Origin of the sequence: Zeimonas sediminis, assembly GCF_023721795.1 — a bacterium.
In the GTDB taxonomy this organism is placed as follows: domain Bacteria; phylum Pseudomonadota; class Gammaproteobacteria; order Burkholderiales; family Burkholderiaceae_E; genus Zeimonas; species Zeimonas sediminis.
In genome coordinates this window covers 982,034-1,008,743 of the sequence record NZ_JAMQYE010000001.1, presented here as the reverse complement: position 1 = coordinate 1,008,743, position 26,710 = coordinate 982,034, and the positions used below count along the sequence as shown (strand labels likewise).

At 70.1% G+C, this 26,710-nt stretch carries 21 protein-coding genes and 3 tRNA genes; 13 read left to right on the top strand and 11 right to left on the bottom strand.

The genetic code is table 11. The features are described 5' to 3' along the window. The first annotated feature begins 28 nt into the window (after positions 1-28). On the top strand, positions 29-841 hold the full coding sequence (locus M6I34_RS04675) for an ABC transporter permease (protein ID WP_272484538.1): 813 nt from the start codon (positions 29-31) through the stop codon (positions 839-841). Here M6I34_RS04675 and M6I34_RS04670 read toward each other — a convergent pair. Genes M6I34_RS04670 through M6I34_RS04645 form a run of 6 tightly spaced genes read right to left on the bottom strand, consistent with a single transcriptional unit; the run spans position 813 to position 8,642 of the window. Continuing rightward, the gene (locus M6I34_RS04670) at positions 813-1,538 is read right to left on the bottom strand and encodes a GntR family transcriptional regulator (protein WP_272484537.1); all 726 of its coding nucleotides are present in this window, start codon (positions 1,536-1,538) and stop codon (positions 813-815) included. The genes M6I34_RS04675 and M6I34_RS04670 overlap by 29 nt on opposite strands. A 26-nt stretch (positions 1,539-1,564) precedes the next feature. Next, positions 1,565-3,388: an allophanate hydrolase gene (gene atzF, locus M6I34_RS04665; RefSeq protein ID WP_272484536.1), complete on the bottom strand. Its 1,824-nt coding sequence runs from the start codon at positions 3,386-3,388 to the stop codon at positions 1,565-1,567. Beyond that, on the bottom strand, positions 3,385-5,151 hold the full coding sequence (locus tag M6I34_RS04660) for a dipeptide ABC transporter ATP-binding protein (RefSeq protein ID WP_272484535.1): 1,767 nt from the start codon (positions 5,149-5,151) through the stop codon (positions 3,385-3,387). Before M6I34_RS04660 ends, atzF begins: the two co-directional genes overlap by 4 nt. Before the next feature lies 1 nt (position 5,152). Continuing rightward, positions 5,153-6,007 carry an ABC transporter permease gene (locus tag M6I34_RS04655; RefSeq protein ID WP_272484534.1) on the bottom strand — a complete coding sequence of 285 codons (855 nt, stop codon included), beginning with the start codon at positions 6,005-6,007 and terminating at the stop codon, positions 5,153-5,155. Further along, on the bottom strand, positions 6,000-7,019 hold the full coding sequence (locus M6I34_RS04650; RefSeq protein ID WP_272484533.1) for an ABC transporter permease: 1,020 nt from the start codon (positions 7,017-7,019) through the stop codon (positions 6,000-6,002). The genes M6I34_RS04655 and M6I34_RS04650 overlap by 8 nt, the downstream gene beginning before the upstream one ends. 9 nt (positions 7,020-7,028) lie before the next feature. After that, positions 7,029-8,642 carry an ABC transporter substrate-binding protein gene (locus tag M6I34_RS04645; protein WP_272484532.1) on the bottom strand — a complete coding sequence of 538 codons (1,614 nt, stop codon included), beginning with the start codon at positions 8,640-8,642 and terminating at the stop codon, positions 7,029-7,031. A 460-nt stretch (positions 8,643-9,102) separates the two neighbouring features. Between M6I34_RS04645 and carA the strand changes: the two genes are divergently transcribed. The 3 genes from carA (at position 9,103) to greA (ending at position 14,123) form a co-directional block, all read left to right on the top strand. After that, entirely contained in the window at positions 9,103-10,299 is a 1,197-nt protein-coding gene (gene carA, locus M6I34_RS04640) for a glutamine-hydrolyzing carbamoyl-phosphate synthase small subunit (protein ID WP_272486606.1), read from the top strand. A gap of 39 nt (positions 10,300-10,338) precedes the next feature. After that, positions 10,339-13,560 carry a carbamoyl-phosphate synthase large subunit gene (gene carB / locus M6I34_RS04635; RefSeq protein WP_272484531.1) on the top strand — a complete coding sequence of 1,074 codons (3,222 nt, stop codon included), beginning with the start codon at positions 10,339-10,341 and terminating at the stop codon, positions 13,558-13,560. An 86-nt stretch (positions 13,561-13,646) separates the two neighbouring features. Further along, entirely contained in the window at positions 13,647-14,123 is a 477-nt protein-coding gene (gene greA / locus M6I34_RS04630) for a transcription elongation factor GreA (RefSeq protein ID WP_272484530.1), read from the top strand. Here the strand turns inward: greA and M6I34_RS18250 are convergent. Beyond that, positions 14,068-14,745: a YhbY family RNA-binding protein gene (locus tag M6I34_RS18250; protein WP_272484529.1), complete on the bottom strand. Its 678-nt coding sequence runs from the start codon at positions 14,743-14,745 to the stop codon at positions 14,068-14,070. The two genes, greA and M6I34_RS18250, sit on opposite strands and share 56 nt — an antisense overlap. 15 nt (positions 14,746-14,760) lie before the next feature. Here M6I34_RS18250 and M6I34_RS04620 point away from each other — a divergent pair, with 15 nt between their 5' ends. From M6I34_RS04620 to M6I34_RS04590, 7 genes are all read left to right on the top strand, one after another. Continuing rightward, positions 14,761-15,435 carry an RlmE family RNA methyltransferase gene (locus M6I34_RS04620; protein WP_272484528.1) on the top strand — a complete coding sequence of 225 codons (675 nt, stop codon included), beginning with the start codon at positions 14,761-14,763 and terminating at the stop codon, positions 15,433-15,435. A 210-nt stretch (positions 15,436-15,645) separates the two neighbouring features. Then, positions 15,646-17,553: an ATP-dependent zinc metalloprotease FtsH gene (gene ftsH / locus M6I34_RS04615; RefSeq protein ID WP_272484527.1), complete on the top strand. Its 1,908-nt coding sequence runs from the start codon at positions 15,646-15,648 to the stop codon at positions 17,551-17,553. Positions 17,554-17,676: 123 nt separating this feature from the next. Next, positions 17,677-18,480, top strand: coding sequence for a dihydropteroate synthase (folP, locus tag M6I34_RS04610; RefSeq protein WP_272484526.1), 804 nt, complete (start codon positions 17,677-17,679; stop codon positions 18,478-18,480). Between the two features lie 37 nt (positions 18,481-18,517). Beyond that, positions 18,518-19,858: a phosphoglucosamine mutase gene (glmM, locus tag M6I34_RS04605; RefSeq protein WP_272484525.1), complete on the top strand. Its 1,341-nt coding sequence runs from the start codon at positions 18,518-18,520 to the stop codon at positions 19,856-19,858. A gap of 25 nt (positions 19,859-19,883) precedes the next feature. Beyond that, a tRNA-Pro gene (locus M6I34_RS04600) sits at positions 19,884-19,960 on the top strand. A 67-nt stretch (positions 19,961-20,027) separates the two neighbouring features. After that, positions 20,028-20,104, top strand: a tRNA-Arg gene (locus tag M6I34_RS04595). Positions 20,105-20,113: 9 nt separating this feature from the next. Beyond that, a tRNA-His gene (locus M6I34_RS04590) sits at positions 20,114-20,189 on the top strand. 84 nt (positions 20,190-20,273) lie between these two features. Here the strand turns inward: M6I34_RS04590 and ppk2 are convergent. From ppk2 to M6I34_RS04575, 3 genes are all read right to left on the bottom strand, one after another. Continuing rightward, positions 20,274-21,461 (bottom strand): polyphosphate kinase 2, encoded by a 1,188-nt coding sequence (ppk2, locus tag M6I34_RS04585; RefSeq protein ID WP_272484524.1) that lies wholly within the window; start codon positions 21,459-21,461, stop codon positions 20,274-20,276. 101 nt (positions 21,462-21,562) lie between these two features. Further along, on the bottom strand, positions 21,563-22,582 hold the full coding sequence (locus M6I34_RS04580) for a molybdate ABC transporter substrate-binding protein (protein WP_272484523.1): 1,020 nt from the start codon (positions 22,580-22,582) through the stop codon (positions 21,563-21,565). Positions 22,583-22,769: 187 nt separating this feature from the next. Beyond that, positions 22,770-24,242: an FAD-binding oxidoreductase gene (locus M6I34_RS04575; RefSeq protein WP_272484522.1), complete on the bottom strand. Its 1,473-nt coding sequence runs from the start codon at positions 24,240-24,242 to the stop codon at positions 22,770-22,772. Between the two features lie 149 nt (positions 24,243-24,391). Between M6I34_RS04575 and rpiA the strand changes: the two genes are divergently transcribed. After that, positions 24,392-25,075, top strand: coding sequence for a ribose-5-phosphate isomerase RpiA (gene rpiA, locus M6I34_RS04570; RefSeq protein WP_272484521.1), 684 nt, complete (start codon positions 24,392-24,394; stop codon positions 25,073-25,075). A 114-nt stretch (positions 25,076-25,189) separates the two neighbouring features. Then, positions 25,190-25,747 carry a class I SAM-dependent methyltransferase gene (locus M6I34_RS04565; protein WP_272484520.1) on the top strand — a complete coding sequence of 186 codons (558 nt, stop codon included), beginning with the start codon at positions 25,190-25,192 and terminating at the stop codon, positions 25,745-25,747. A 690-nt stretch (positions 25,748-26,437) separates the two neighbouring features. Here the strand turns inward: M6I34_RS04565 and M6I34_RS04560 are convergent. Beyond that, a complete protein-coding gene (locus tag M6I34_RS04560; RefSeq protein ID WP_272484519.1) occupies positions 26,438-26,710 on the bottom strand; it encodes an oxidative damage protection protein in 273 nt (90 codons plus the stop codon).

Here is a 26,710-nt window from a genome sequence, read left to right as displayed (position 1 = left end):
TGCATCGAACGATTTCCGGTCCAGGCAGATGAAGATTTCCTCTTTCCAGTTGCGCGTGTGGCAGGCGCTGGTGCTCGCGGGAGTGCTCGGCTTCTGGCACGTGATGACCAGCCCCACGCTGCTGCCGCCTTTCTATTTCGACAACCCCAACCAGGCCGCGTTCTTCTTCGGCGAGCCGCTGAAGGTGTTCGGCCGCGTCGTCGAGTGGTTCGTCAGCGGCGAGATCTACCGTCACCTGGGCATCACGCTTTTCGAGACGATGGCGGCCTTCGTGATCGGCACCGTGTCGGGCCTGGCGGTCGGCATGTGGCTCGCGCTGTCGCCTACCGCCGCGGCCATCCTCGACCCGTACATCAAGGCGATGAACTCGATGCCAAGGGTGATCCTTGCGCCGATCTTCTCGGTCTGGTTCGGCCTGGGCGTGTGGTCCAAGGTCGCGCTCGGCTTCACGCTGGTCTTCTTCATCGTCTTCTTCAACGTCTACCAGGGCGTTCGCGAGGTCAGCCCGAACATCCTGGCCAGCGCGCGGATGCTCGGCGCCAACAAGCGCCAGCTGCTGCGCCACGTGTACCTGCCGAGCGCCACCAGCTGGGTGTTCTCCAGCCTGCACACGTCGGTCGGGCTGGCTTTCGTGGGGGCGGTCGTCGGCGAATACCTCGGCTCGGCCGCGGGTGTCGGCTACCTGATCCTGCAGGCCGAGGGCACCTTCGACATGAACACCGTGATGGCCGGCATCGTCGTGCTGACCGGATTCGCGCTGGTGCTCGACTGGGTGGTGGGGGTGGTCGAGAAGCGGCTGATGAAGTGGCAGCCTAAGAGCGGGGAGACGGAAAAGATCTGACCCGCGCGCGGTCGAGCATCTCGAGCGTGATCTTGCGCACCTCGCGCTTGCTGTGCTCGATGTGCGCGCCGATCAGCCCTTCGGCGAGGTCGGCCTGCCCCGCGCGGACCGCCGACAGGACCCGGGCGTGCTCGTCGTAGGTCGCCGCGACGCGCTCGGGCTGGGTGAAGTCGAGGCGCCGCACGATCCTGATCCGGTCGGTGATCTCGCGGTGCGACTTCAGGATCTCGTCGTTGCGCAGCGTGGCCACCAGCGAGGCGTGAAAGCCCTCGTCGAGCTCGCCGACGACCCGCGGATCGGTCTGCCGATCGCCGGGCGCGCAGGCCCAGATCGCTTCCAGTGCGTCGATCTCCACGGGCAGGCCTGCGCCGCCCAGCGCGCACAGGCGCGACACCGCATGGCGCTCGATCAGGATGCGGAAGTCGTAGAGCTGGTCGATCCTCGCGAAGTCCAGCGGCGCGACGATCCAGCCCGCCTTGGGCAGCGTCTGCACCAGGCCTTCGTGCTGCAGGCGATGCAGCGCCTCGCGAAGCGGCGTTCGGCTGACCGCGAGCTTCGAGGCGAGCTCGGTCTCGGAGAGCCGGTCGCCGGGCATCAGCGAGAACGCGAACAGCCAGGACTTCAGCGTGGCGTAGGCCTGGTCGGCCAGGCGCCGGGCCTGCGGGGCGCCGGACAGTGGCGGGCTCGTCGCGTGCATCGGGTTCATCGCAGGGTACGGGGCGATCAGCGCGCGGCCAGCCAGGCTCGCCAGCCGCCGTGCGCCGAGATGTCGCTGGCCGCGGCCAGCGCCCAGGGCTCGCAGACGAAGCCTTTCACCCAGCTGCCGTCGGCGAGCTCGACGTTGCCGATCCCCAGCGGCGGCGGCACCTGCGCCACGAAGGCCCCGAAGCGCCCGAGCGGCACGTCGTAGAGCTCCAGCGCGATCGGCACGCCGCCCTCGGCGGTGCGGACCAGCCCGGGCTTTGCCGGCTCCGTGCCCGCCAGCGCGTACAGCCGGTAGCGGGCCGATGTGGCGGTCTCGGCGACGAAGGCGGCGCCGGCCTCGACCAGCTGCCAGTGCAGGGGCATGCCGCGCAGGTGGGCGCCGACCACCGCGAGGCGGACCGTGCCGCGCGGCGCCGGTGCCGCCGACGGCGGGGCCTCGTCGGGCGCGGCCGGAATCGGCGCCAGCCGGCGGCCCAGCGGAAGGCCGAGCGCGCGCTGCCAGCGCGCCGCCAGCGCGAGCAGCGCGCGGTCGGCGCCGCCCGGTCCGATGAAGGTCACGCCGAAGGGCAGCCCGTCGGGGGTGAAGCCGGCCGGCACGGCCACTGCCGACCAGCCGAGCAGGTTGACGAAGTTCGTGTAGAAGCCCAGCTCGCTGTTGCGGGCGATCGGCTCGGCGGCGACTGCGGCGATCGTGGGGAGCCCCGGCGCGGTGGGCACCATCAGCGCATCGAAACGGTCCCACAGCCCGGCCAGCGAGGCGCCGATCTCGCGGACCCGGTACAGGGCCGAGAACGCGTCGGCGGCGGTGTAGGCGCCGCCCGCGGAGATCACCTTCGCCACGACCGGGTCGATCCCGTCGGCGCCGCGGACGATCGCGTCGCCGGCCACGATCCGGCGCTCGACGACCCAGGGGCCCTCGTACAGCAGGCGGGCGACCTCGGAGAGCGGCGCCATCTCGAACTGCGAGACAGGCAGGCCCAGGCCGCTCGCCCTGGCAACGCTCTCGCCGAAGGCTTCGCGCCAGGCCTCGCTGCCGAAGACCGGCGCATCGGGAACGCCGAGCCTGGGCGCCGGGCCGAAGTCCAGGCGCGGCACGACCGGCGGGTGGAAGCGCGGCGTCGCGGCCAGCGTTCGCTCGTTCCCCTCGATCTGCTCGAAGACCAGCGCCGCATCGTCGGCGGTCAGCGCGAACACCGACACGCAGTCGAGGGTCCGGCAGGCAGGCAGCACGCCTTCGTTGCTCACCAGCCCGGGCGTCGGCTTGAGGCCCACCAGGTTGTTGAAGCCCGCCGGCACGCGCCCGGACCCCGCGGTGTCGGTGCCCAGCGAGAAGTGCACCAGCCCGCGCGCCACCACCGAGGCCGACCCCGAGCTGGAGCCGCCGCTGACATGGTCGGGCGAGAAGGCATTCGGCACCGCGCCGTACGGCGAGCGGGTGCCGACCAGGCCGGTCGCGAACTGGTCGAGGTTGGTCTTGCCGAGCAGGATCGCGCCGGCCTCGAGCAGCGCCCGGACCACCTCGGCCGTGCGCTCGGCGACGTGCGCGAAGCCCGGGCAGGCGGCGGTCGTGGGCCAGCCGGCCACGTCGATGTTGTCCTTGACCGCGAAGCTGATGCCGTAGAGCGGGCAGTTGGCCGGGTCCCGGCTCGCCAGCGCCTCGAGCTGGGCATCGATCTGCTCCGGCGTGGCCACGTGGATCCATGCGGGATCGCCGCCCGGCGCCTGCTTCAGCGCCAGGATCGCCTGCCAGCGGGCGCGGATCCGGCGCGCGACTTCTTCGCAGGCAGGGGGGCCCGACTGCAGGGACTCCCGGATCGTGTGGGGCAAGGGTCTGTCGGTCATGAGGCGGCTCGCAGCGCGAGTGGTTCGGGGGCGGCCCGGCGAAGGAAGGGCGGGCGCGGGATCGCTTCGAGAAGCGCCCGCGTGTACGGATCGGCGGGATTGGACAGCACCTCGGCGGCCGGTCCCTGCTCGACGATGCGGCCGGCGCGCATCACGATCACCCGATCGCAGAGCAGGCGGACCACCTCCAGGTCGTGGCTCACGAACAGGTAGCTCATCCGGTAGCGGCGGCGCAGATCGGCGAGCAGGTTCAGCACGACCGCCTGCACCGACACGTCGAGCGCGGCGGTCGGCTCGTCGAGCACCAGCAGCGATGGTTGCGTGGCGACCGCTCGCGCGATGCCCACGCGCGCCTTCTGGCCGCCGGAGAGCTGGTGGGGGAGCCGGTCGAGCAGTTCGCCGGGCAGGCCGACCTGCGCGGCCAGTTCCCCGACCCGGGCTCGAACCGCCGCCTCGTCGCGCATTGCGAGCAGGCTGCGCAAGGGGTCCGCGATCGCGTCGAACGCGGTCGAGCGCGGGTTCAGGCTCTCGGTCGGGTCCTGGAAGACCATCTGCAGTTCCCGGCGCAAGGGCGAGCGCGCGAAATCGGCGGCGCGGATCAGGCTGATGTCCTTGCCCTGGAAGCGGATGCTCCCGCCCGACGGCTCGAGCAGCCTCATCAGCATGCTGGAGGTCGTCGACTTGCCGCAGCCCGATTCGCCGACCAGCCCGACGCTCTCGCCCGGCATGATCGAGAAGCTGATCCCGTCGACCGCCTTGTAGACCGGCCGCTCGGAGCGCTTCTTCAGCATGGTGCGCAGCGTGGCCGGCGCCGGGTAGTGCCGGGACAGGTCGACGACCTCGAGCAGAGGGACCGCCGGCCGCGCTTCCGCGGCCGCAGCCGAGGATCGTGTCGGGGCGGCGGCCTGCGGGTGCTCGACGGCGGCCCGCGGCTCGTCGTCGACGGGCAGCAGGTCGGCGACGCTCGCCGCGCCGTGCGGGGTGGCCCTGATCAGCCGCCGGGTGTACGGGTGCTCGGGTTCGGTGAACAGTGCTCGCGCGGGTTTCGCCTCGACCACCAGGCCACGTTCCATCACGACGATGTCGTCGCAGTACTCGCCGGCCAGCCCCAGGTCGTGGGTGATCAGCACCATCGCCATGCCTTCGGAGCGGATCAGGTCGCGGATCAGCTCCATCACCGCCTTCTGTGTCGTCACGTCCAGCCCGGTGGTGGGCTCGTCCGCGATCAGCAGTTGCGGGCGGCAGGCCAGCGCCAGCGCGATCACCACGCGCTGGCACATGCCGCCGGAGAGCTCGAACGGATAGGCGTGGTAGCGCGCGGCGGCGTCGCGGATCCGCACCTTCTCCAGCGTCTCGATCGCCCGCGCCCGGGCCGTGGCCCGCGTCGCCTGCGCATGGCGGATCAGGACGTCCTCGATCTGCCGGCCGATCGGCCGGATCGGGTTCAGCGCGGCGCGCGGGTTCTGGAACACCATCGAGATCTCGCGGCCGCGCAGGTCGCCCATCACGGCCTCGCTCGCGCCGGCGATCGAGATGCCGCCGAACTCGATCGCGCCGCCGGCGATCCGGGCCGCCCGGTCGAGGATCTTCATCACCGCGTAGGAGGTGACCGACTTGCCCGAGCCGGATTCGCCCACGATGCCCAGCGTGCGCCCCTTGTGAAGCTCGAAGGAAACGCCGCGCACCGCGTGCACGGTGCCGCGCCGGGTCCGGAAGTCGACGGCCAGGTCGTCGACCCGCAGCAGGGGTACTTGCGTGCTCATGTCAGGTCCTGCGCTGGGGGTCGACCAGGTCGCGCAGACCGTCGCCGAGGAGATTGAAGGTGAAGACCGCGAGCATCAGCGCGAGGCCCGGGAACATCGCGAGCCACCACTCTCCCGATACGATGTAGCTCGCGCCCTCCGCCACCATGATTCCCCACTCGGCGGTCGGCGCCTGCACGCCCAGGCCGATGAAGGAGAGCCCGGCCGCATTCAGGATCGCCCAGCCCATGTTCAGCGAGATCTGCACCATCATCGGCGGCAGCGCGTTCGGCAGGATCCGGCCGAACAGGATGCGCGCCGGCGGGTTGCCGGCCAGGCGCGCGGCCTGCACCCAGGCCAGGTCGCGGCGCACCATGACCTCGGCCCTGGCGACCCGCGCGTAGAACGGCAGGTTGATGATCGCGGTGGCGATCACGACGTTCTGCACCGAGTTGCCCGCGGCCGCCACGATGCCCATCGCCAGCACGAACAGCGGAAAGGCCATGATCGTGTCGAGCATCCGGCCGAGCACGCGGTCGGGCCAGCCGCCCCGGAATCCGGCCACCGCGCCCAGCGCGGAGCCGAACACGAAGGACATCGCCACCGCGCTGAGCGAGATCGCGAGGTCGAGCCGGGTGGCCACGATGACCCGCGACAGCACGTCGCGGCCCAGCTGGTCGGTGCCGAACCAGTGCGCGGCGCTCGGCGGCTGCAGCGCCTTCTCCGGCGACGAGGCCAGAGGGTCGTACGGGGCGAGCCAGGGCCCGAACACGGCGACGATCGCGATCAGCGCGAACAGGCCGAAGGCCAGCATCGTGACCGGGTTCGAGGCCATCACGTAGCGCAGGTGGCGCCACCAGGAGAACCGTTCAGGCATCGAGTCGCACCCTCGGGTCGATCAGCGTGTAGAGCAGGTCCACGCACAGGTTGAGCAGCACGAACAGCACCGCCATCGACAGCACGAAGCCCTGCACCGCGGCGTAGTCGGAGACGACCAGCGCCTCGATCGCGAACGAGCCGATCCCCGGCCAGCTGAACACCTTCTCGACCAGCACGTTCGCGCCGAGCGAGAAAGAGAACACCATCCCGAGCGTGGTCACGACCGGCAGCAGCGCGTTGCGGAAGGCGTACACGAACAGCACGCGCGCCCGCGACAGTCCCGCCGCCCGGGCGGTGCGGATGTATTCGGAGCCGAGCGCCTGCAGCATCGCGGCCCGCGTCATCCGCGCGAGCGGGGCGAGCGTGAACAGCGCGAGCGTGACGCTGGGCAGCGCGATCTGGGCGGCGGCCGATCCGACCACGTCCCATTGCCCGGCGAGCGCGCCGTCGACCAGGTAGAAGCCGGTCACGTGCGGCGGGGGCACGAAGAGGATGTCCAGCCGGCCCAGCGGCGCGGGCGCGATGCCGAGCAGGAAGTAGAAGACGTAGAGCAGCAGAAGGCCGGTGAAGAAGGTCGGCAGGCTGACCCCGGCGGTCACGACGAAGCGGCAGAGCTGGTCGATCCAGCTGTCCTGCCGGACCGCCGCCAGCACGCCGAGCGGCACCGCGATCGACACCGAGATCAGCAGCGCGACCAGCGTCAGCTCGAGCGAGGCCGGAAGCCGCCGCATCAGCTCGTCGGCCACCGGCTGTCCGGTCGACAGCGACTGGCCCAGGTCGCCGCTCGCCAGCGCGCCCAGGTACTGGACGAACTGGGTGGCGAGGCTCTGGTCCAGCCCGAGCTGCGCCCGGATCTCGGCGATCGATTCGGGCGTGGCGGCCGGACCGGCGAAGAAGACCGCCGGATCCCCGGGCAGGGCCCGGGTCATCAGGAACACGACCGCCACGATGCCGAACAGCGTGGGGACCGCCTGCAGCAGGCGGCCCAGGATCACGACGAAGGTCGACACGGCGCCCGCTCAGGAGAGCTTCATCGAGCGGGCATCCACCTGGCGATGGAACCAGGTCTCGTAGCCTCCCAGCGCCGGGCTCATCGCGGACTCGAGCGTGGGCTGCCACAGCGGGATGCGCGGCAGGTCTACGAAGGCCTTCTCGATCAGCTGCAGGATCTTCGGCGCGTAGGCGGGGTCCGACTTCTCCATGTGCAGCGTCTCTTCGACCAGCGCCTTGACCTGCGCGTCGTCGTAGTTCGACGCGTTGAACAGGTTGCCCTTGATGTAGGCCCAGTAGAAGTAGTAGCAGGGCGTGTTCAGCCAGCCGCCGAAGTTCTCAAGAAGGAAGGGCAGCTTCTTCTCGACCAGCGCCACGGTGCGCCAGTTCGCGCCGGGGATCTTGTCGAGCGTGACCTTGATGCCGATCTTGCCGAGGCTCTCCTGGATCAGCAGCGCCGCCGGCTCGCCCCAGTCGGCCTCGCCCAGGTCGTAGGACAGAGGGACCTCGAATCCCTTGGCGAAGCCCGACTGCGCGAGCAGGGCCTTCGCCTTGTCGAGGTCGGTCGTGTACGGGAAGGGCTGCGGCCAGACCGCCTCGGTCGGCTTCGCCGACTTGCCGCCCCACATCGGCACGCCGCGCCCGTAGGCGGCCTGCTTGTGGATCTGCTCGTACGGGATCGCGTGGGCGATCGCCTGTCGCACCTTCGCGTCGCGGAAGGGCTCGAAGTTCTGGTTCAGGCAGGCGACGTAGATGCAGTTGTCGATCGGCGCGCCGACCACCTTGACCTTCTTGTTGGCAGTCAGTTCCTGCGCGTCCTTGTTCGGGATCTGGAAGGACAGGTGGACGTCGCCGCGCTCGATCAGCGCGCGCCGCGTGGCGAGCGAGGGCACCTCGCGGATGATCACGCGGCGAAGGGCCGGCTTGGGTCCGCCGACCCAGTCGTCGTTGCGCACGTAGACCAGCTGCTGGCCGGAGTCCCAGCGCTCGACCTTGTAGGCGCCGCTGCCCAGCGGGGTCTTGTGCAGGAACTCCGCGGCCCAGGGGTCGCTGGCCGTGGCCTTCGCCTTCGCCGCTTTCGAGTTGATGATCACCGCCACCGGCACGCCGAGGTTCGGCAGCGACAGCTTGGACGGCTTCTTCAGGTCGATCCGGAAGGTCTGCGCATCGACGACCACGAACTGCGCCGGTTCGACGAAGCCGCCCGCGCCCATCTGCACCTTCGGAAAGCCGCCCAGCGCGAGCGCCCGGTCGAAGGACCACTTGACGTCCTCGGCGGTCACCGGCGTGCCGTCCCAGAACTTGGCGGTCGGCTTGAGCTTGAAGGTGATCGACTTGCGGTCCGGCGCGATCGTCCAGCTCTCTGCCAGCTCGGGCTCGATCGTGTCGTAGTCGTAGACCAGCGTGCCGTCGGCGAGCGTCTTCGTGCCGAAGGTGACCAGCCGGTCGTAGCAGTTGACCGCGACCTGGTAACTGGGACGGTTGGTGCCGGGCCGATGGATGTCCAGGCTGTTGATCGTGTTGCCGATCAGGATCACGGCCGTGTCGGCCGGAGCGGCCCAGGCGGCCGAGGTCTTCAGCATCGGCAACGCGGCAGCGCCCAGCAGGGCGCCCGAAGACTTCAGCAGGTCGCGACGTTTCATCTCTACTCCTTTCGGTTGAGCGGTCGACCGCATCCAGGGCGGTATACAGACCGGTACGCAACATTTGTGCCATGCGGAAAAGGGCCGTCGGAACCGGGTCGGAACGGATCGATCGCGCGTCGATGGTGCGTTGCCGCACCGAAGCGGTGAGCCAGGGCCCGCCGCGGGGGGCGCGCGACAAGGCGGCGCGGCGGGCGGCGGCGGCGGCGCGCCCCGGGGAAGGGTCCCGCGGGTGATATAATTCGAAGGTTTAACCGATGCCCACCGGCTAGCGCCTGCCTCCAGTCATTTCACACTCCGCCGACCCGCTCCGCCCGACGTCGACCGACGCCGCATGGCCGGGGTACCGATGTCGATCGGGTTGGTCGGACGAGGGGTGCGCCGGTGAATTCCGCCCCAGGAGTTGCCGTTGTCACCCGACCTGAAGAACGACCCCGCCCGGCCCGACGGCGCGGGTCTCATCCCCGAGTCCGCTCCCGCCCTGCTGGCCCTGGCCGACGGCACCGTGTTCCGTGGCCGTTCGATCGGCGCGCCGGTGCAGGCGGTCGGTGAAGTCGTGTTCAACACGGCGATGACCGGCTACCAGGAGATCCTCACCGACCCGAGCTACTGCCGGCAGCTGGTCACGCTGACCTATCCGCACATCGGCAACTACGGGGTCAACGACGAGGACGTCGAGGCGGCGAGGGTTCACGCGGCGGCCCTGATCGTGAAGGACGTGCCGCCGCGGCTGTCGAACTGGCGCAGCACCGGCACGCTGACCGACTACCTGGTCGCCCAGGGCGTTCCCGGGATCGCCGGCATCGACACCCGTAAGCTCACCCGGCTGCTGCGCGACAAGGGCGCGCAGAACGGCTGCCTGGTGGCGGCCGCCCGGCCCGGCGACACGATCGACGAGCAGGCGGCGATCGCGGCGGCCCGCGCCTTCCCGGGCCTGGCGGGCATGGACCTGGCCAAGGTGGTGTCCACCACCGAGCCCTACAACTGGACCGAGGGCTCCTGGCGGCTGGGCACCGGCTTCGTGTCGTCCCCCACGCGCCGCTTCAAGGTCGTCGTGTTCGACTTCGGCGTCAAGCGCAACATCCTGCGGCTGCTGGCCGACCGCGGCTGCGAGCTGATCGTGCTGCCGGCGCAGGCCAGCGCGGCCGACGCGCTGGCCCACCAGCCCGACGGCATCTTCCTGTCGAACGGCCCCGGCGATCCCGAACCCTGCGACTACGCGATCGCCGCCAGCCGCGAGCTGATCGAGCGCGGGCTGCCCACCTTCGGCATCTGCCTCGGCCACCAGATCATGGGCCTGGCCTCGGGCGCGCGCACGATGAAGATGAAGTTCGGCCATCACGGCGCCAACCATCCGGTGCGCGACCTGGACAGCGGCAAGGTGCACATCACCAGCCAGAACCACGGCTTCGCGGTCGATGCGTCGAGCATGCCGGCCAATCTGCGGGTCACCCACGTGTCGCTGTTCGACGGCTCGATCCAGGGCCTCGAGCGCACCGACCGGCCGGCCTTCTGCTTCCAGGGCCACCCCGAGGCCAGCCCCGGGCCGCAGGACATCCACTACCTGTTCGACCGCTTCATCGAGCTGATGGAGCAGGGCAAGCAGGGCGAGGGCGCGCAGGACCGGGCGAAGCAGTCGTCCGGCACACGGGCCTGAACGGCGCGGCCCACGAACAGCATTGAATACCGAGGCAACATGCCCAAGCGCACCGACATCCACAGCATCCTGATCATCGGCGCCGGCCCGATCGTCATCGGCCAGGCCTGCGAGTTCGACTACTCCGGCGCACAGGCCTGCAAGGCGCTGCGCCAGGAAGGCTTCCGGGTCATCCTGGTCAACAGCAATCCGGCCACGATCATGACCGACCCGGAGACGGCCGACGTCACCTACATCGAGCCGATCACCTGGCAGGTCGTCGAGCGGATCATCGAGAAGGAGAAGCCCGACGCGATCCTGCCCACCATGGGCGGGCAGACCGCACTGAACTGCGCGCTCGACCTGCACAAGAACGGCGTGCTGAAGAAGTACGGCGTGGAGCTGATCGGCGCCTCGCCCGAGGCGATCGACAAGGCCGAGGACCGCCAGAAGTTCAAGGAGGCGATGACCAAGATCGGTCTCGGCTCGGCCCGCTCGGCGATCGCGCATTCGCTCGACGAGGCCTGGGCCGCGCAGAAGAACATCGGCTTCCCGGTCATCATCCGCCCGAGCTTCACGCTGGGCGGAACCGGCGGCGGCATCGCCTACAACGGGGAAGAGTTCGAGACCATCTGCAAGCGCGGCCTCGAGGCCTCGCCCACCAACGAGCTGCTGATCGAGGAGTCGCTGATCGGCTGGAAAGAGTACGAGATGGAGGTCGTGCGCGACCGCGCCGACAACTGCATCATCGTCTGCTCGATCGAGAACCTCGACCCGATGGGCGTGCACACCGGCGACTCGATCACGGTGGCGCCGGCACAGACGCTGACCGACCGCGAGTACCAGCTGATGCGCAACGCGTCGATCGCGATCCTGCGCGAGATCGGCGTGGAGACCGGCGGCTCGAACGTTCAGTTCGCGGTCAACCCGCGCGACGGCCGGATGATCGTCATCGAGATGAACCCGCGGGTCTCGCGCTCGTCGGCGCTGGCCTCGAAGGCCACCGGCTTCCCGATCGCCAAGATCGCCGCCAAGCTGGCCGTCGGCTACACGCTCGACGAGCTGAGGAACGAGATCACCGGCGGCGCCACGCCGGCCTCGTTCGAGCCGACGATCGACTACGTGGTCACAAAGATCCCGCGCTTCGCGTTCGAGAAGTTCCCGCTCGCCGACTCGCGCCTCACCACCCAGATGAAGTCGGTCGGCGAGGTGATGGCGATCGGCCGCACCTTCCAGGAGAGCTTCCAGAAGGCGCTGCGCGGCCTGGAGACCGGCATCGACGGCCTCGACGAGCGCAGCACCGATCGCGACGAGATCGCGACCGAGCTCGGCGAGCCGGGTCCGGAGCGCATCCTGTTCCTGGCAGACGCCTTCCGCGTGGGCATGAGCGTCGAGGAGATCCACGACGAGTCCGGCGTCGACCCCTGGTTCCTCGCGCAGATCGGGGAGCTGGTCGACATCGAGCGAAGGCTGAAGGGCCTGTCGCTGGCGGCGCTGTCGGCCGAAGAACTGCGCTGGCTGAAGGCGAAGGGCTTCTCCGACAGGCGCCTGGCCCTGCTGCTGGACACCAACGCCGACACGCTGCGCGCGCGCCGCCACGAGCTGGGCGTGCGGCCGGTCTTCAAGCGGGTCGACACCTGCGCGGCCGAGTTCGCGACCGACACCGCCTACCTGTACTCGACCTACGAGGACGAGGACGAGTCGCAGCCGACCGACCGGAAGAAGATCATGGTGCTGGGCGGCGGTCCGAACCGGATCGGGCAGGGGATCGAGTTCGACTACTGCTGCGTGCACGCGGCCTTCGCGCTGCGCGACGACGGCTACGAGACGATCATGGTCAACTGCAACCCGGAGACCGTCTCGACCGACTACGACACTTCCGATCGCCTGTACTTCGAGCCCCTCACGCTGGAGGACGTGCTCGAGATCGTCGCGATCGAGAAGCCGGTCGGCGTGATCGTGCAATACGGCGGCCAGACGCCGCTGAAGCTCGCACTGGCGCTCGAGGCCAACGGCGTGCCGATCATCGGCACCTCGCCGGAGTCGATCGACGTGGCCGAGGACCGCGAGCGCTTCCAGAAGCTGCTCAACGACCTGGGCCTGAAGCAGCCGCCCAACCGCACCGCGCGCACCGAGGCGCAGGCGATCGAGCTGGCCGCCGAGATCGGCTACCCGCTGGTCGTGCGCCCGAGCTACGTGCTCGGCGGCCGCGCGATGGAGATCGTTCACGAGCAGAAGGACCTCGAGCGCTACATGCGGGAGGCGGTCAAGGTCTCCAACGAGAGCCCGGTGCTGCTCGACCGCTTCCTGAACGACGCGATCGAGGTCGACGTCGACTGCCTGTCCGACGGCGAGCGCGTGTTCATCGGCGGCGTCATGGAGCACATCGAGCAGGCCGGCGTTCACTCGGGAGACTCCGCCTGCTCGCTGCCGCCGTACTCGCTGTCTCCGGCAGTGGTGGCCGAGCTCAAGCGGCAGACCGGCCTGATGGCGCAGGCTCTGAAGGTCTGCGGCCTGATGAACGTGCAGTTCGCGATCCAGCAGGACCCCGATGGCGGCGACGGCACCGTCTACGTGCTCGAGGTCAATCCGCGCGCCTCGCGCACCGTGCCCTTCGTGTCGAAGGCCACCGGCCTGCAGCTGGCCAAGATCGCGGCGCGCTGCATGGCCGGCCGCAGCCTGGCCGACCAGGGCGTCGCCGAAGAGGTCGTGCCGAAGTACTTCTCGGTCAAGGAAGCGGTCTTCCCGTTCGTGAAGTTCCCCGGCGTCGACACGATCCTCGGTCCCGAGATGAAGTCGACCGGCGAAGTGATGGGCGTCGGCTACTCGTTCGGCGAGGCCTTCGTGAAGTCGCAGCTGGGCGCCGGCGTGCGGCTGCCCGAATCCGGCACCGTCTTCGTGTCGGTCAAGAACGCCGACAAGCCGAAGGCGGTGTCGATCGCGCGAACGCTGCACGAGATGGGCTTCTCGCTGGTCGCCACCAAGGGCACCGCGGCGGCGATCGCCGAGGCCGGCCTGCCGGTCACCGCGGTCAACAAGGTGCAGGAAGGCCGTCCGCACGTGGTCGACATCCTGAAGAACGGAGAGATCTCGCTGGTCATCAACACGGTCGACGAGAAGCGCGGCGCGATCCACGACTCCCGCTCGATCCGCACCACCGCGCTGGCGCAGCGGGTGACCTACTACACCACGATCGCCGGCGCGCGGGCGGCGGTGGAGGGCATGCGGCACCTCGAGCGCCTCGACGTGTACTCGCTGCAGGAGCTGCACGCGGCGCTCTGAGCCGCTTGGCGTTACAATCGGGGCAATTCGATCGGACCGCGGGCCTGCGAGGGCCCGCGGTCCGAATTCTTTTGAGGGGATTTCAAATGGCGACGATTCCGCTCACGCGCCGCGGCGCGGAGTTGCTCAAGGAAGAGCTCCAGAGGCTCAAGTCGGTGGAGCGGCCGGCGGTGATCAACGCGATCGCCGAGGCCCGCGCGCAAGGGGACCTGTCGGAGAACGCCGAATACGACGCCGCGCGCGAGCGGCAGGCCTTCGTGGAGGGCCGGATCGCCGAGATCGAGGCCAAGCTGGGCAACGCCCAGGTCATCGACCCGGCCGAGCTCGACGCCGACGGTCGCGTCGTGTTCGGCGCGACCGTGGACCTCGAGGACATGGAGTCCGGCGATACCGTGACCTACCAGATCGTCGGCGACGACGAGGCCGACATCAAGGCCGGCCGGATCTCGGTTTCCAGCCCGATCGCGCGCGCGCTGATCGGAAAGAGCGCCGACGACGTGGCCGAGGTCAAGGCGCCCGGCGGCGTGCGCGAGTACCAGATCCTGGACGTGCGCTACGAGTGAGGCCGGCGGCTGCCGGCTTGCGCGCGCCGCCGGTGGCGGCCTTGGCGGCCGGCTTTCGGGCGCCGGTGCCGCCGGACGTGGCGGCCGGGGCCTTGCGCGCGGGCGAAGCGCCAGCGGCCTGGCGTGCCGGCCCGGTTCCGGGAGCCTTGCGCGCCGGCGAGGCGCCGGCCGTGGCGGGCCTGGCCCGCGAAGGCGCCTTCGCGGCGGGCTTGCGCTTCGCGGCCGAGGCCTTCTGGCCCGAGCCGGCGGCCTTCTTGGTCTGCCGGCCTGCGCGACGGCGCGCGGTGCCCGCATCGCCGCCGGTGCCGGTCTCGGGTTTCTCGCGCCACACGACCAGCAGCTTGCCGATCGTCTGCACCGGCGCGCAGCCCAGGCTGGCGCAGATTTCGTCCAGAATGGCCAGCCGGCGCTCGCGGTCGTCGCCGTGCACGCGGATCTTGATCAGGCCGTGGGCCGCCAGCGCACGGCCGGTCTCGGCCAGCACGCCGGGCGTCAGGCCCGCGTCGCCGACCGCCACGACCGGGTCGAGGTGGTGGGCCTGGGCCCGCAGCGCCTTGCGCTCGGCGGGGCTCAGTTCGGGCGCGGGGCGACGGGCGGCCGCGGAATTCGGGTCGGATGTCATGTTCTCGGTGGTCTCATGAAGAAACGCAAGGTCGATCGCGCCTGGCTCGCGCAGCATATCAACGATCCGTACGTGAAGCTCGCGCAGAAGCACCAGTATCGCTCGCGCGCGGCCTTCAAGCTGATCGAGATCCTCGACCAGGACAAGCTGTTGCGGCGCGGCATGACGGTCGTCGACCTGGGGTCGGCACCCGGCGCCTGGAGCCAGGTGCTGCGCGAGCGGCTCGCGAGGCCGGCCGCCGACGGCGGCGGGATCGACGGGCGGATCGTCGCGCTCGACCTGCTGCCCATGGAGCCGATCGAGTCGGTCGAATTCATCCAGGGGGACTTCCGCGACGACGCGGTGCTGGCGCGGCTCGAGGCGGCGCTCGGCGGGCGCAAGGCCGATCTTGTGGTTTCAGACATGGCCCCCAACTTGAGCGGTGTCGCGATGGCGGATGCCGCGCGAATGGCCGACCTGATCGAGCTGGCAGTCGAATTCGCCGGCGAGCATCTCAGGCCCGAAGGCGCGCTGCTGGTCAAGTGCTTCCACGGCAGCGGCTACAGCCAGCTCGTCGAGCTGTTCAGGAAGACCTTCGTGAAGGTGGCGAGCCGCAAGCCGAAGGCCTCGCGCGACAAGTCGGCCGAGACCTACCTGCTGGGCAGGGGGCTCAAGCAGGCCGGGCCGATCGAGCCGGTGGCGGACGACTGAACCGGGCGGCGGGGCTGGCCGGCCCGTCGCCGGCCGCCGAACCGGGCGCCTGGCGGGCCGATCGATCGGAGGCCGCTGAAAGGCGACGGGCGTGCCGCTGACCCAGAAAGGGATCGGGCCGGCGTGCCGGCCAATCGGCGTAGAATCGAGGCGTGCTGGCGGGCCCTGGAAGGCCCTGAGAGGGCCCTGGGCCCCGATAAGGAGTGGTTAGTGAACAACGCGTTCTCCAAGGCTGCGGTCTGGCTGGTCATAGCGCTGGTGCTGTTCTCCGTGTTCAAGCAGTTCGACACGAGGCAGACGCGCAGCGGCGACATGCCGTATTCGCAGTTCATGGCCGAGGCCAAGGACGGCCGCATCGACAGCGTCGTCGTCGACGGCAAGACCCTGCGCGCCCGCACGAAGGATGGCCGGCCGGTCACCGTCAACGCGCCGAACGACATCTGGATGGTCGGCGACCTGATGAAGTACGGCGTCCAGGTCAACGTGCGGCCCGAGGAGGAGCAGTCGCTGCTGCTCAACATCTTCGTGTCCTGGTTCCCGATGCTGCTGCTGATCGGCGTCTGGGTGTTCTTCATGCGGCAGATGCAGGGTGGCGGGCGCGGCGGCGCGTTCTCGTTCGGCAAGTCGAAGGCCCGGATGCTCGACGAGAGCAACAACAACATCACCTTCGCCGACGTGGCCGGCTGCGACGAGGCCAAGGAAGAGGTCCAGGAACTGGTCGAGTTCCTTCGCGATCCGTCCAAGTTCCAGAAGCTCGGCGGGCGCATTCCGCGCGGCGTGCTGATGGTCGGCTCGCCCGGCACCGGGAAGACCCTGCTCGCCAAGGCGATCGCCGGCGAGGCCAAGGTGCCGTTCTTCTCGATCTCGGGCTCCGACTTCGTCGAGATGTTCGTCGGCGTGGGCGCCGCCCGTGTTCGCGACATGTTCGAGAACGCCAAGAAGCACGCGCCCTGCATCCTGTTCATCGACGAGATCGATGCGGTCGGCCGCCAGCGCGGCGCCGGCCTGGGCGGCGGCAACGACGAGCGCGAGCAGACGCTGAACCAGCTGCTGGTCGAGATGGACGGTTTCGAGACCGGCCAGGGCATCATCGTGATCGCCGCGACCAACCGCCCCGACGTCCTCGACCCGGCGCTGCTGCGCCCGGGCCGCTTCGACCGCCAGGTGGTCGTGCCGCTGCCGGACATCCGCGGCCGCGAGCAGATCCTCAACGTGCACATGCGCAAGGTGCCGATGGGCTCCGACGTGCGCGCCGACGTGATCGCGCGCGGCACCCCGGGCTTCTCGGGCGCCGACCTGGCGAACCTTGTCAACGAGGCGGCGCTGTTCGCGGCGCGGCGCAACGCGCGGCTGGTCGAGATGATCGACTTCGAGCGCGCCAAGGACAAGATCATCATGGGCGCGGAGCGCCGCTCGATCGTCATGCCCGAGGAAGAGCGCCGCAACACCGCGTACCACGAGTCCGGCCACGCGGTGGTCGCGCGGGTCGTGCCCAAGACCGACCCGGTTCACAAGGTCACGATCATCCCGCGCGGACGCGCGCTGGGCGTCACCATGCAGCTGCCCGAGGGCGACCGCTACAGCATGGACCGCGAGCGCATGCTCAGCACGATCGCGGTGCTGTTCGGCGGCCGGATCGCCGAAGAGCTGTTCATGAACCAGATGACCACCGGCGCGTCGAACGACTTCGAGCGGGCCACCGCGATCGCGCGCGACATGGTCACCCGCTACGGCATGAGCGACCTGCTGGGCCCGATGGTCTACGCCGAGAACGAGGGCGAGATCTTCCTCGGCCGCTCGATCACCAAGACCACGCACATGTCCGAAGAGACGATGCGCAAGGTCGACAGCGAGATCCGCCGCATCATCGACGAGCAGTACGCCCGGGCGCGGCAGATCCTCGAGGAGAACCGCGACAAGGTCGAGATGATGGCCAAGGCGCTCCTCGAGTGGGAGACCATCGACGCCGAGCAGATCGACGACATCATGGCCGGCCGCCCGCCGCGCCCGCCGAAGGAGCGCAGCACCTCCGGGTCCGGCGGATCGGGCAGCGCCACCGTGACGCCGCCGGCGCCGGCCGCGCCCTCTGCGCCGCCGGCCGAGCCTGCCGCCCAGTAAGCGCGCGAAAGGCCGCCCCGAGCAATCGGGCGGCCTTTCGCCGTTTCATCGTTCCTGCCTTTCCAGCGCCTGTCGATGCCGCGCCGGCAGCAAGCCGTCCTGCGATGCGGCCGTTTCGAGCTGATGCTCGACCGGCCCTTGCTGATGGCGATCGTCAACCTCACGCCCGATTCCTTCTCCGACGGCGGGCGCCACCTCGACCCGCGGGCGGCGATCGACGCCGCGCTGGCCATGGTCGAGCAGGGCGCCGACATTCTCGACCTGGGCGCCGAGTCCACCCGGCCCGGGGCCGCCACGGTCTCGCCCGGCGAGGAAATCCGCCGCCTGCTGCCGGTCATCGAGGCGCTGGCCGGCTGCGGCGTGCCGCTGTCGGTCGACACCCGCAAGCCGGAAGTGATGCGCGAGGTGCTCGCCGCCGGCGCCGACATGATCAACGACATCGCCGGCTTCGCCACGCCGGGCGCCGTCGAGGCGGTCGCCGCCAGCCGTTGCGGGCTGTGCGTGATGCACATGCAGGGCGAGCCCGGCACGATGCAGCAGGCGCCGGCCTACGCCGACGTGGTGGCCGAGGTGCAGGACTGGCTGCGCGAGCGGGTCGCCGCGCTCGAGGCGGCGGGCGTCGCGCCGGCGCGCATCTGCGTGGACCCGGGCATCGGTTTCGGCAAGACGGTCGAGCACAACCTGCGGCTGCTCGAGGCGCTCGACGAGTTCGCGGCGCTCGGCCAGCCCATCCTGGTCGGCGTGTCGCGCAAGTCGCTGGTCGGCGCGCTGACCGGCCGGCCTGTCGGCGAGCGTTTGGCCGGCAGCATCGCGGCCGCGCTGGCGGCGGTGGCACGCGGCGCGAAGATCGTGCGGGCGCACGACGTGCCCGAGACGCGCGACGCGCTGCGCGTGTGGCAGGCGATCGAGGAGGCGAGCGCCGGCTGAATTTCCGGCCTGCGCAGGCGTGAGGAGAATGGAAAGAATGTCCCGCAAGTATTTCGGCACCGACGGCATCCGCGGCCGGGTCGGCGACTCGCCGATCACCCCCGACTTCGTGCTCAGGCTCGGGCAGGCCGCCGGGCGCGTGCTCGCGCGGCGCGCCGACGGCCAGCGACGCACCGTGCTGATCGGCAAGGACACCCGGATCTCGGGCTACATGCTCGAGTCGGCGCTCGAGGCCGGCTTTTCGTCGGCCGGCATGCAGGTGCTGCTGACCGGCCCGCTGCCCACGCCGGCGATCGCCTATCTCACTCGCGCCTGGCGACTGTCGGCCGGCGTGGTGATCAGCGCGTCGCACAATCCGTACGACGACAACGGCATCAAGTTCTTCTCGGCCGACGGCGACAAGCTGCCCGACGAGGTCGAGGCCGAGATCGAGGCGGCGATCGAAGAACCCTTCGGCTGCGTGCGGTCCGACGGGCTGGGACGGGTCCGGCGGATCGAGGACGCCGCCGGCCGCTACATCGAGTTCTGCAAGAGCAGCTTCCCGTCGCACCTCGACCTGCGCGGCATGAAGCTGGTGGTGGACTGCGCGAACGGCGCCGGCTATCACACCACGCCGCACGTGTTCGACGAACTCGGCGCCGAGGTGGTCACGATCGGCGCCTCGCCCAACGGCTTCAACATCAACGATGGCGTCGGCGCGACCGCGCCCGAGGCGCTTCGGGCCAGGGTGCTCGAGGAGCGGGCCGACCTGGGCATCGCGGTCGACGGCGACGCCGACCGCCTGCTGATGGTCGACGCGGGCGGGCGCATCTACAACGGCGACGAGCTGCTGTACGTGATCGTGCGCGACCGGATGAACGTGGGCCCGGTGCAGGGCGCGGTCGGCACGCTGATGTCCAACCTGGCGCTGGAGCAGGCGTTCGGCAAGATGGGCGTCGGCTTCGAGCGCGCCAAGGTCGGCGACCGCTACGTGCTCGAGCGCCTGCGCGAGAAGGGCTGGCTGTTCGGCGGCGAGAGCTCGGGCCACCTGTTGTGCCTCGACCGGCACAGCACCGGCGACGGAACGATCAGCGCGCTGCAGGTGCTGGCCGCGATCCGGCGCGAGGGCAGGACCCTGGCCGAGCTTTGCGGCGAGCTGAAGCTCTATCCGCAGACGCTGATCAACGTGCGGGTCGAGCGCGGCTTCGACTGGCAGAAGCACGACGGCCTGCTGCGCGCCCGTCGCGAGGTCGAGACCGAGCTCGGCGATGCCGGTCGGATCCTGATCCGGCCCTCGGGCACCGAGCCGCTGCTGCGCGTGATGGTCGAGGCGCGGGACGAAGGCGCGGCGCGCGCGATGGCGCAGCGGCTTGCCGATGCGGTCGGGGCAGCCTCCTGATTTTTACGCTACAATTCGCGTCCTCCGGGGCGTAGCTCAGCCTGGTAGAGTGCTTGCTTTGGGAGCAAGATGTCGGAGGTTCGAATCCTCTCGCCCCGACCATGTTGTTCCCGGGCCGCGCCGATGCCAGCGGCGATTCCCGGAACCGGCCCGACAAGGTCCGACCCCGCTGCCCGTAGCTCAGTTGGATAGAGCATCGGCCTTCTAAGCCGAGGGTCACAGGTTCGAATCCTGTCGGGCAGGCCAGTTTCAGTGGTGGCTGTAGCTCAGTTGGTAGAGTCCCGGATTGTGATTCCGGTTGTCGTGGGTTCGAGTCCCATCAGCCACCCCACTCGATTGTCGAAAGAGGGCGCCCCGGGCGCCCTTTTTCATTCGGCCGCGCGGTCCTGGCGCGTGATGGATCCGCGCCCCGCCCTCAGCTCGCGCCGGGCACTGCGAGCTGGTCTTCGCCGGTGACGGCAGGCACCAGCGAGGGCCGGCCCACGATAAGCGGGTCGACCGAGCCGATCACCGACAGGTCCCGGTTGCCGTAGGGCAGCCGGTGCAGCAGGTAGCGCATCGCGTTCAGGCGCGCGCGCTTCTTGCAGTCGGACTTGATCACGGTCCACGGCGCATCCGACGTGTCGGTGTGCAGGAACATCGCCTCCTTGGCACGGGTGTAGTCGTCCCACTTGTCGAGCGAGGCCATGTCGATCGGGCTGAGCTTCCACTGCTTGAGCGGATGCGCCTGCCGCTCCTTGAACCGCCGCCGCTGCTCGGCGCGGCTCACCGAGAACCAGAACTTGAACAGGTGCACGCCCGAACGGACCAGCTGGCGCTCGAACTCGGGCGTCTGGCGCAGGAACTCGTCGTACTCGGGCTGGGTGCAGAAGCCCATCACCCGCTCGACGCCGGCTCGGTTGTACCAGCTGCGGTCGAACAGCACGATCTCGCCGCGGGTGGGCAGGTGCTCGATGTAGCGCTGGAAGTACCACTGGCCGCGCTCGATCTCGCTCGGCTTCTCGAGGGCCACCACCCGCGCGCCGCGGGGATTCAGGTGCTCCATGAAGCGCTTGATCGTGCCGCCCTTTCCGGCGGCGTCGCGGCCCTCGAACAGGATCACGACCCGCTGGCCGGTTTCCTTGACCCAGGCCTGCAGCTTCAGCAACTCGACCTGCAGCCGGTACTTCTGCCGCTCGTAGTTCTTGCGCGACAGCAGGTTGCGATAAGGGTAGGCGCCCTCGCGCCAGCCGGGGTTCAGCTCGAGGTCCGGGTCGACGCCGGGCGCCAGGTCGGGCTGTTCTCGCCTGAAGAGCGTGCGCCTGAGCGCCTTGACCTCGTCCGGCGAGGCACCGTCGATCACGGCCTGCACGCGTCGCAGGGTTTCGTCGTCCGGCGCGCCGCCGGGCGCGCGCGACAACAGGCCGGCCACTACCTGCTCGTAGACCGTCTGCGTGGCGCTGGTGCGGCGAGCGATCCGGTCGGCCTGCGCAGTGCGCGGCCCGGCGTGCGGCAGCGTGTCCCCGGCCTCGACGCGTCGGGTCTGCGCGGGCCGGGCCGGGCGTTTCGCCCGATCCGGCTGGCGCGGGCTGGCGGCGGTTCGGGCGGATGCGGCACCGGTCATGGACTCTCTCCTGGAAGACCTGTCATCAGGCAACAGTCCAATGTTCCCGCCCCGAGCGCGGCGGCGGCTTGACGCGTGTCAAGCCGCGCCGCCTCGTCGCCTCAGGGGATCGGCCGCAGTCGCTGCTCCGCCGGGCTCGCCTCGACGAAGCCGAACTTTCCGTAGGCCTGCCTTGCCTCCGCAGTGGCCAGGAACGCGAGGTAGCGCTGGGCCAGTGCGCTGCGGCGGCTGTCGGTGAGCGCCCCGATCGCGTAGGACACCTCGTTGCGCAGACTGTCCTCCGGGGGCAGACGGACGCTGTCGACGTCGGCGCCGTCGCGCTTCGCCTCGATCGTCTCGGTCACCCAGACGATGCCCACGTCCGAGGTGCCTGCCTTGATCCGCTCGGGCGTTTCGCGGTGGTGCACCGCGGTGAACCAGTTGTTCGGCGTGGTCTGGCAGGAGAAGCACTCCTTGCCCGCCGAGATCTGGTCCCAGACGCCGTGCCGCTGCAGCACCTTCTTGCCGTAGAAGCGCATGATCCCTTCGTTGACCGGATTCGGCAGCGAGGTGCGGACGTCGGGCCGGACCAGGTCCTTGATCCCCTTGATTCCCTTCGGGTTGCCCCTCGCGACCATCAGCTCCATCTCGTTGTGCAGGTAGATCGCGTAGGTGTCCATCAAGCCCTGCTTCTTCAGGCGCTGCAGATGGCCGAGATTCACCGACGCGTACACGTCCGGACGGCCCGGATAGGCCTTGCCGTCGTAGACCCAGCCGCCCCCCTCGATCGCGTTGAGCAGCAGGCCGGGCGGAAGGGTGATCAGGCCCACCACGGCGCCGGGCGCCTGCTTCTGGAACGCGGCGACGACGTCGTCCATCGCGAAGAACTGATTGCCGGCCAGCCAGAGGACCAGGTCGGCCTCCTTCTGCATCCGGCCCAGCGCCTCGGCGCCCTTCACGATGCGGCCGTCGGCGAGGTAGAGCTTGAGGTCGTTGTCCTTCTTGGGCGGAATCGTGGCGAGTTTCGCCGGTGCGGCCTTGCCGCCGCCGGCAGAGGACTGGGGTTCGGGGCCGGTCGCGCAGCCCGACAGGGCCGCGAGCGACAGGGTGCAGCATGCGAGCGCGATCCTCAGACGGTTCATCTGATCCTCCTCCGTTGTGTTCGTAGTGGGGCCCGGCTCCCGTCTGTGGGCGGGGTTTGGCGGTCCGCGTTCAGGATAGCCGGATGGCGAGCGCAGTTCCAGATCCGGAAGCCGTGTCGCGCGCGTGGCGTCCGGCGTCTGCCGGCAGCGGGCGGCCGGCCCCGGTGCCGATTCCGGGGCAGGGCTGTCAGCCGTTCGCGAAGATCACAGGATTCATCGTGCTCGCAGGGTCGATCGCATCGCGCACCCGCCGCATCAGCTCCAGTTCCAGCGGCGCACGCAGCCGCGCCAGCTCCCCGGGCAGCACGCGGCCGATGCCATGCTCGGCGCTGAAGGTTCCGCCGAGCGCCGCAGCCTCGTCGTGGACCGCGGCGCGCACCTCGTCCGCGAACGCGGCGGGATCCTCGAGCGCCTGCCAGTCCTCGAAGGAGAAACGAGGGATGAAGTGCACGTTGCCGTCGCCCATGTGCGCGGCCAGCACGATCGTGGCGTTCGGCCAGCGCGTCCGGATCGTGCTGCTCGCTCGCTCGATGAACTCGGGCAGCGCGCGCACAGGCACGGCCACGTCGCAGGCCAGCCCCATGCCGGACTTCCGGTTGGCCTCGGCGATCGCGTGGCGAATGAACCAGAAGGCCTGCCGCTGCGCCTCGCTGGCCGAGATCGCCGCGTCGCGCAGGCGGCCGGCCTCGACGAGGCGGCCAAGCGCGTCCTCGAGCAGCCCGGCAAGGTCGGCGCGAGCCCAGGTGTCCGACAGCTCGAGCAGCACCGCGTACGGCGCCTCGGGGTCGGTGGGCAGGCGCACGTCGGGGAACTGGGCGGCGACCGTCTCGAGCTCGGCGCGATTCAGGAGCTCGTAGCCGCTGATCCGCTCGCCGGCGACAGACTGCACGGCTTCCAGAGCAGCCAGGGCGTCGTTCACGCTGTCGAGGGTGAGCCAGGCCGCCGCGATCGCAGCCGGCTTCGGGTGCAGGCGCAGCGCCACGCCGGTCACGATGCCGAGCGTGCCCTCTGCGCCGATGAACAGCTGCTTCAGCGCATAGCCGGCGTTGTCCTTGCGCAGCGTCCGCAGGCCGTTCCACACGCGGCCGTCGGGCAGGACCACTTCCAGGCCGAGCACTTGCTCGCGGGTATTGCCGTACTTCAGCACGCCGGTGCCGCCAGCGTTCGTGGACACGTTGCCGCCGATATGGCAGGAGCCCTGCGCGCCGAGGCTAACGCCGTAGAGCCGGCCGTGCGCGTCGGCCGCCTGCTGGATCGTCTCGAGCACGCACCCGGCGTCGGCCACCAGCGTGTTGCCGAGCGGATCGACCTCGCGGATCCGGTTCATCCGGCGCAGCGCCACCACGACCGGCGCGCTGCCGTCGGCGATGCGCGCGCCGGTCGGCACCGAGCCGCCGACGAGGCCGGTGTTGCCGCCTTGCGGGACTACCCGCACGCCGGCCGCGGCGCAGGCGCGCACCACGGCGGCCACCTGGTCGGTGCTGGCGGGAAACACGACAGCCAGCGCCTCGCCGCGGTAGCGCCCGCGCCAGTCGCTGGTGTAGGGGGCCATGTCGTCGGCGGTGGCCAGCACGTGATTCGCGCCGACGCAGTCGCGAAGGCGTTCGAGCAGTTCGGAGCGCCCGTCGGCCCACGGGGCGGCGCTTGCATCGGTCGTCATCGTGCTCCTCCTGTCGGGGCCTGGAAGTTGCCGGACATTGTGCAGCGCCGGACGCCGGAGCGCGTTCCGGATCCGCCTCCGGTTGCGCGATCGGGCGACGGCTGCGCAGCCGAGCGTTGCCTGGCCGGGGTTCGGCTAGACTTGCCGTCATGAACCAGGACGAACTCAAGAAGCTCGCGGCCCGCGCCGCGCTCGACGAGCTGGTCGACGGCGCGATCGTCGGCGTCGGCAGCGGCTCGACCGTCAACTTCTTCATCGACTTCCTCGGCGAGCGCCGCGACCGCGTCGCGGGCGCGGTGTCGAGCTCCGAGAAGAGCAGCGCGCGACTGCGCGAGCGCGGCATCGAGGTGCTCGACCTGAACCAGGTCGTGGCCGCCGGCCGCCCGATCCCGGTGTACGTGGACGGCGCCGACGAGATCGACGCCGGCCTGCGGATGATCAAGGGCGGCGGCGGGGCGCTGACCCGCGAGAAGATCGTCGCCGCGGCGTGCGGGCGCTTCGTCTGCATCGTCGACGCGTCCAAGCTCGTCGAGCGGCTCGGCGCATTCCCGCTGCCGGTCGAGGTGATCCCGATGGCCCGCGAGCTGGTCGCGTCGCGGCTGCGCGAGCTCGGCGGGCATCCGGTCGAGCGGGCCGGTTTCGTGACCGACAACGGCAACCTGATCCTCGACGTCGCGGGGCTGCGGATCGAAGATCCGGTGGAAATGGAAACGCGCATCAACCAGTGGCCCGGCGTCGTCACCGTGGGCCTGTTTGCGAGTCGCCCGGCCGACATGGTATTGATAGCGAAGCCGGGCGGCATCGAACGCAGGTCGTTGCGCGGCGGGACATAGAACGACAGACAGGAGAGCCGCGTGTCATCTCGATCGCCGCGAACGGACCTGGCCGGAGACGACGAAACGCTCGTGCACGGCGAGCAGCCGGCACGAACCCAGCGCGATGAACGATTGACTTTCCTCCAGGGCTTCCTGCGCGAGCCCAGGGGTGTCGGTTCGGTGATCCCGAGCTCTCGCTTCATGGAGCGCAGGCTGGTCGGCGTGGCCGGCCTCGCCAGCGCCGAGTCGGTCGTCGAGCTCGGCCCCGGCACCGGCGGCACGACGCGGGCCTTCCTGAAGGCGATGCCCGCCGGCTCGGCGCTGATGGCGATCGAGCTCGACCCGCTGTTCGCCGATCATGTCCGCAACACCGTGCGCGACCCGCGCCTGGTGGTCCACCAGGGCAGCGCGGAGCACATCGTGCAGACGCTCGCCGCGTACCGCCAGCGGTCGCCGCAGGCAGTGATATCCGGGATTCCCTTCTCCACGATGCCCGCCGAGGTCGGCCAGCGCATCGTGCAGGCCGTGCGCGAGGCGCTCGCGCCGGGCGGCTGCTTCGTCGCCTACCAGTTCCGCGACGTCGTCGCGCGCCTGGCGCGGCCGGTGTTCGGGGCGCCGGAGTACCAGGAGATGGAGTTCCTGAACATCCCGCCGATGCACGTTTGGCGCTGGCGCAAGCCGGGCGGCTGAAGGGCCTCTCTGGCGGGCGCGGATCGATCGCCTGCGTTGCGGTTGGCGGGCGCGCGGACGGGGTGCCGGCGGGCAAGCGCAGGTGCGCTGTCCGCTTCGCGGAAACGCTTGGTCGCGCGGACGCTCAGCCCCGTCGCGGAACGCAACTCGCCCGCCTTTGGCGGGCTCAGACAGCGTTCCGCTCTCGCTTCGCTCGCCGGGTCTTCGCTGCGCTCCCGCGCCAGCGCACAAGCGCTTGCCCGCCGGCACCCCGTCCGCGCGCTTCGATGCGTCGGTGCGGGGCGAGCGACCGCGCCCGCCAGTGTGGCCGCTTCAGCCTCGATGAGCCGAAATCGATCGGGGCTGCGATCAGGATCTACGGCAGTGCCTGGAACCCAGGGCGCGAGCGAGGCGAGCGCCTCCGGCCGCGCGCAGGGCACATCGTCGAGGCCGGGGTGGCGGGACTGGCTTGCCGGACATTGGGCAAGCGGCGGGCTACCGAAGGAGCCGGCGAAAAGGGAGGAGCTCTGTCTGAGCGAGCCCGCAGGGCTCGCGAGTTGAGCTCCGACCCGCCGGCGACGAGGTAGACGCCGGAACCCCTCGCCGAAGGCGAGGGGCGCAGCCGTATGTCCGGCAAGCCAGTCCCGCCTCCCCGGCCGGGCGCATCGAAACGATCGACGCGGTCCGGCAGCGAACGCCGAGCGAGGCCGGTCAGGCGGAAGGCGGCACGTAGCCGGCCGGCTTGTCCCCGCCATCGCCGAAGAAGTACTTCTCCATCTGCGTGGCCAGGTACTTGCGCGCCCGCGCGTCGGCCAGGTTCAGCCTGTTCTCGTTGACCAGCATGGTCTGGTGGCGGACCCAGCCCTGCCAGGACTCCTTGGACACGCTCTCGTAGAGCTTCTTGCCGAGCTCGCCGGGATAGGGCGGGAAGTCGAGGCCTTCGGCCTCGCGTTGCAGCTTCACGCAGAAAACGGTGCGGGACAT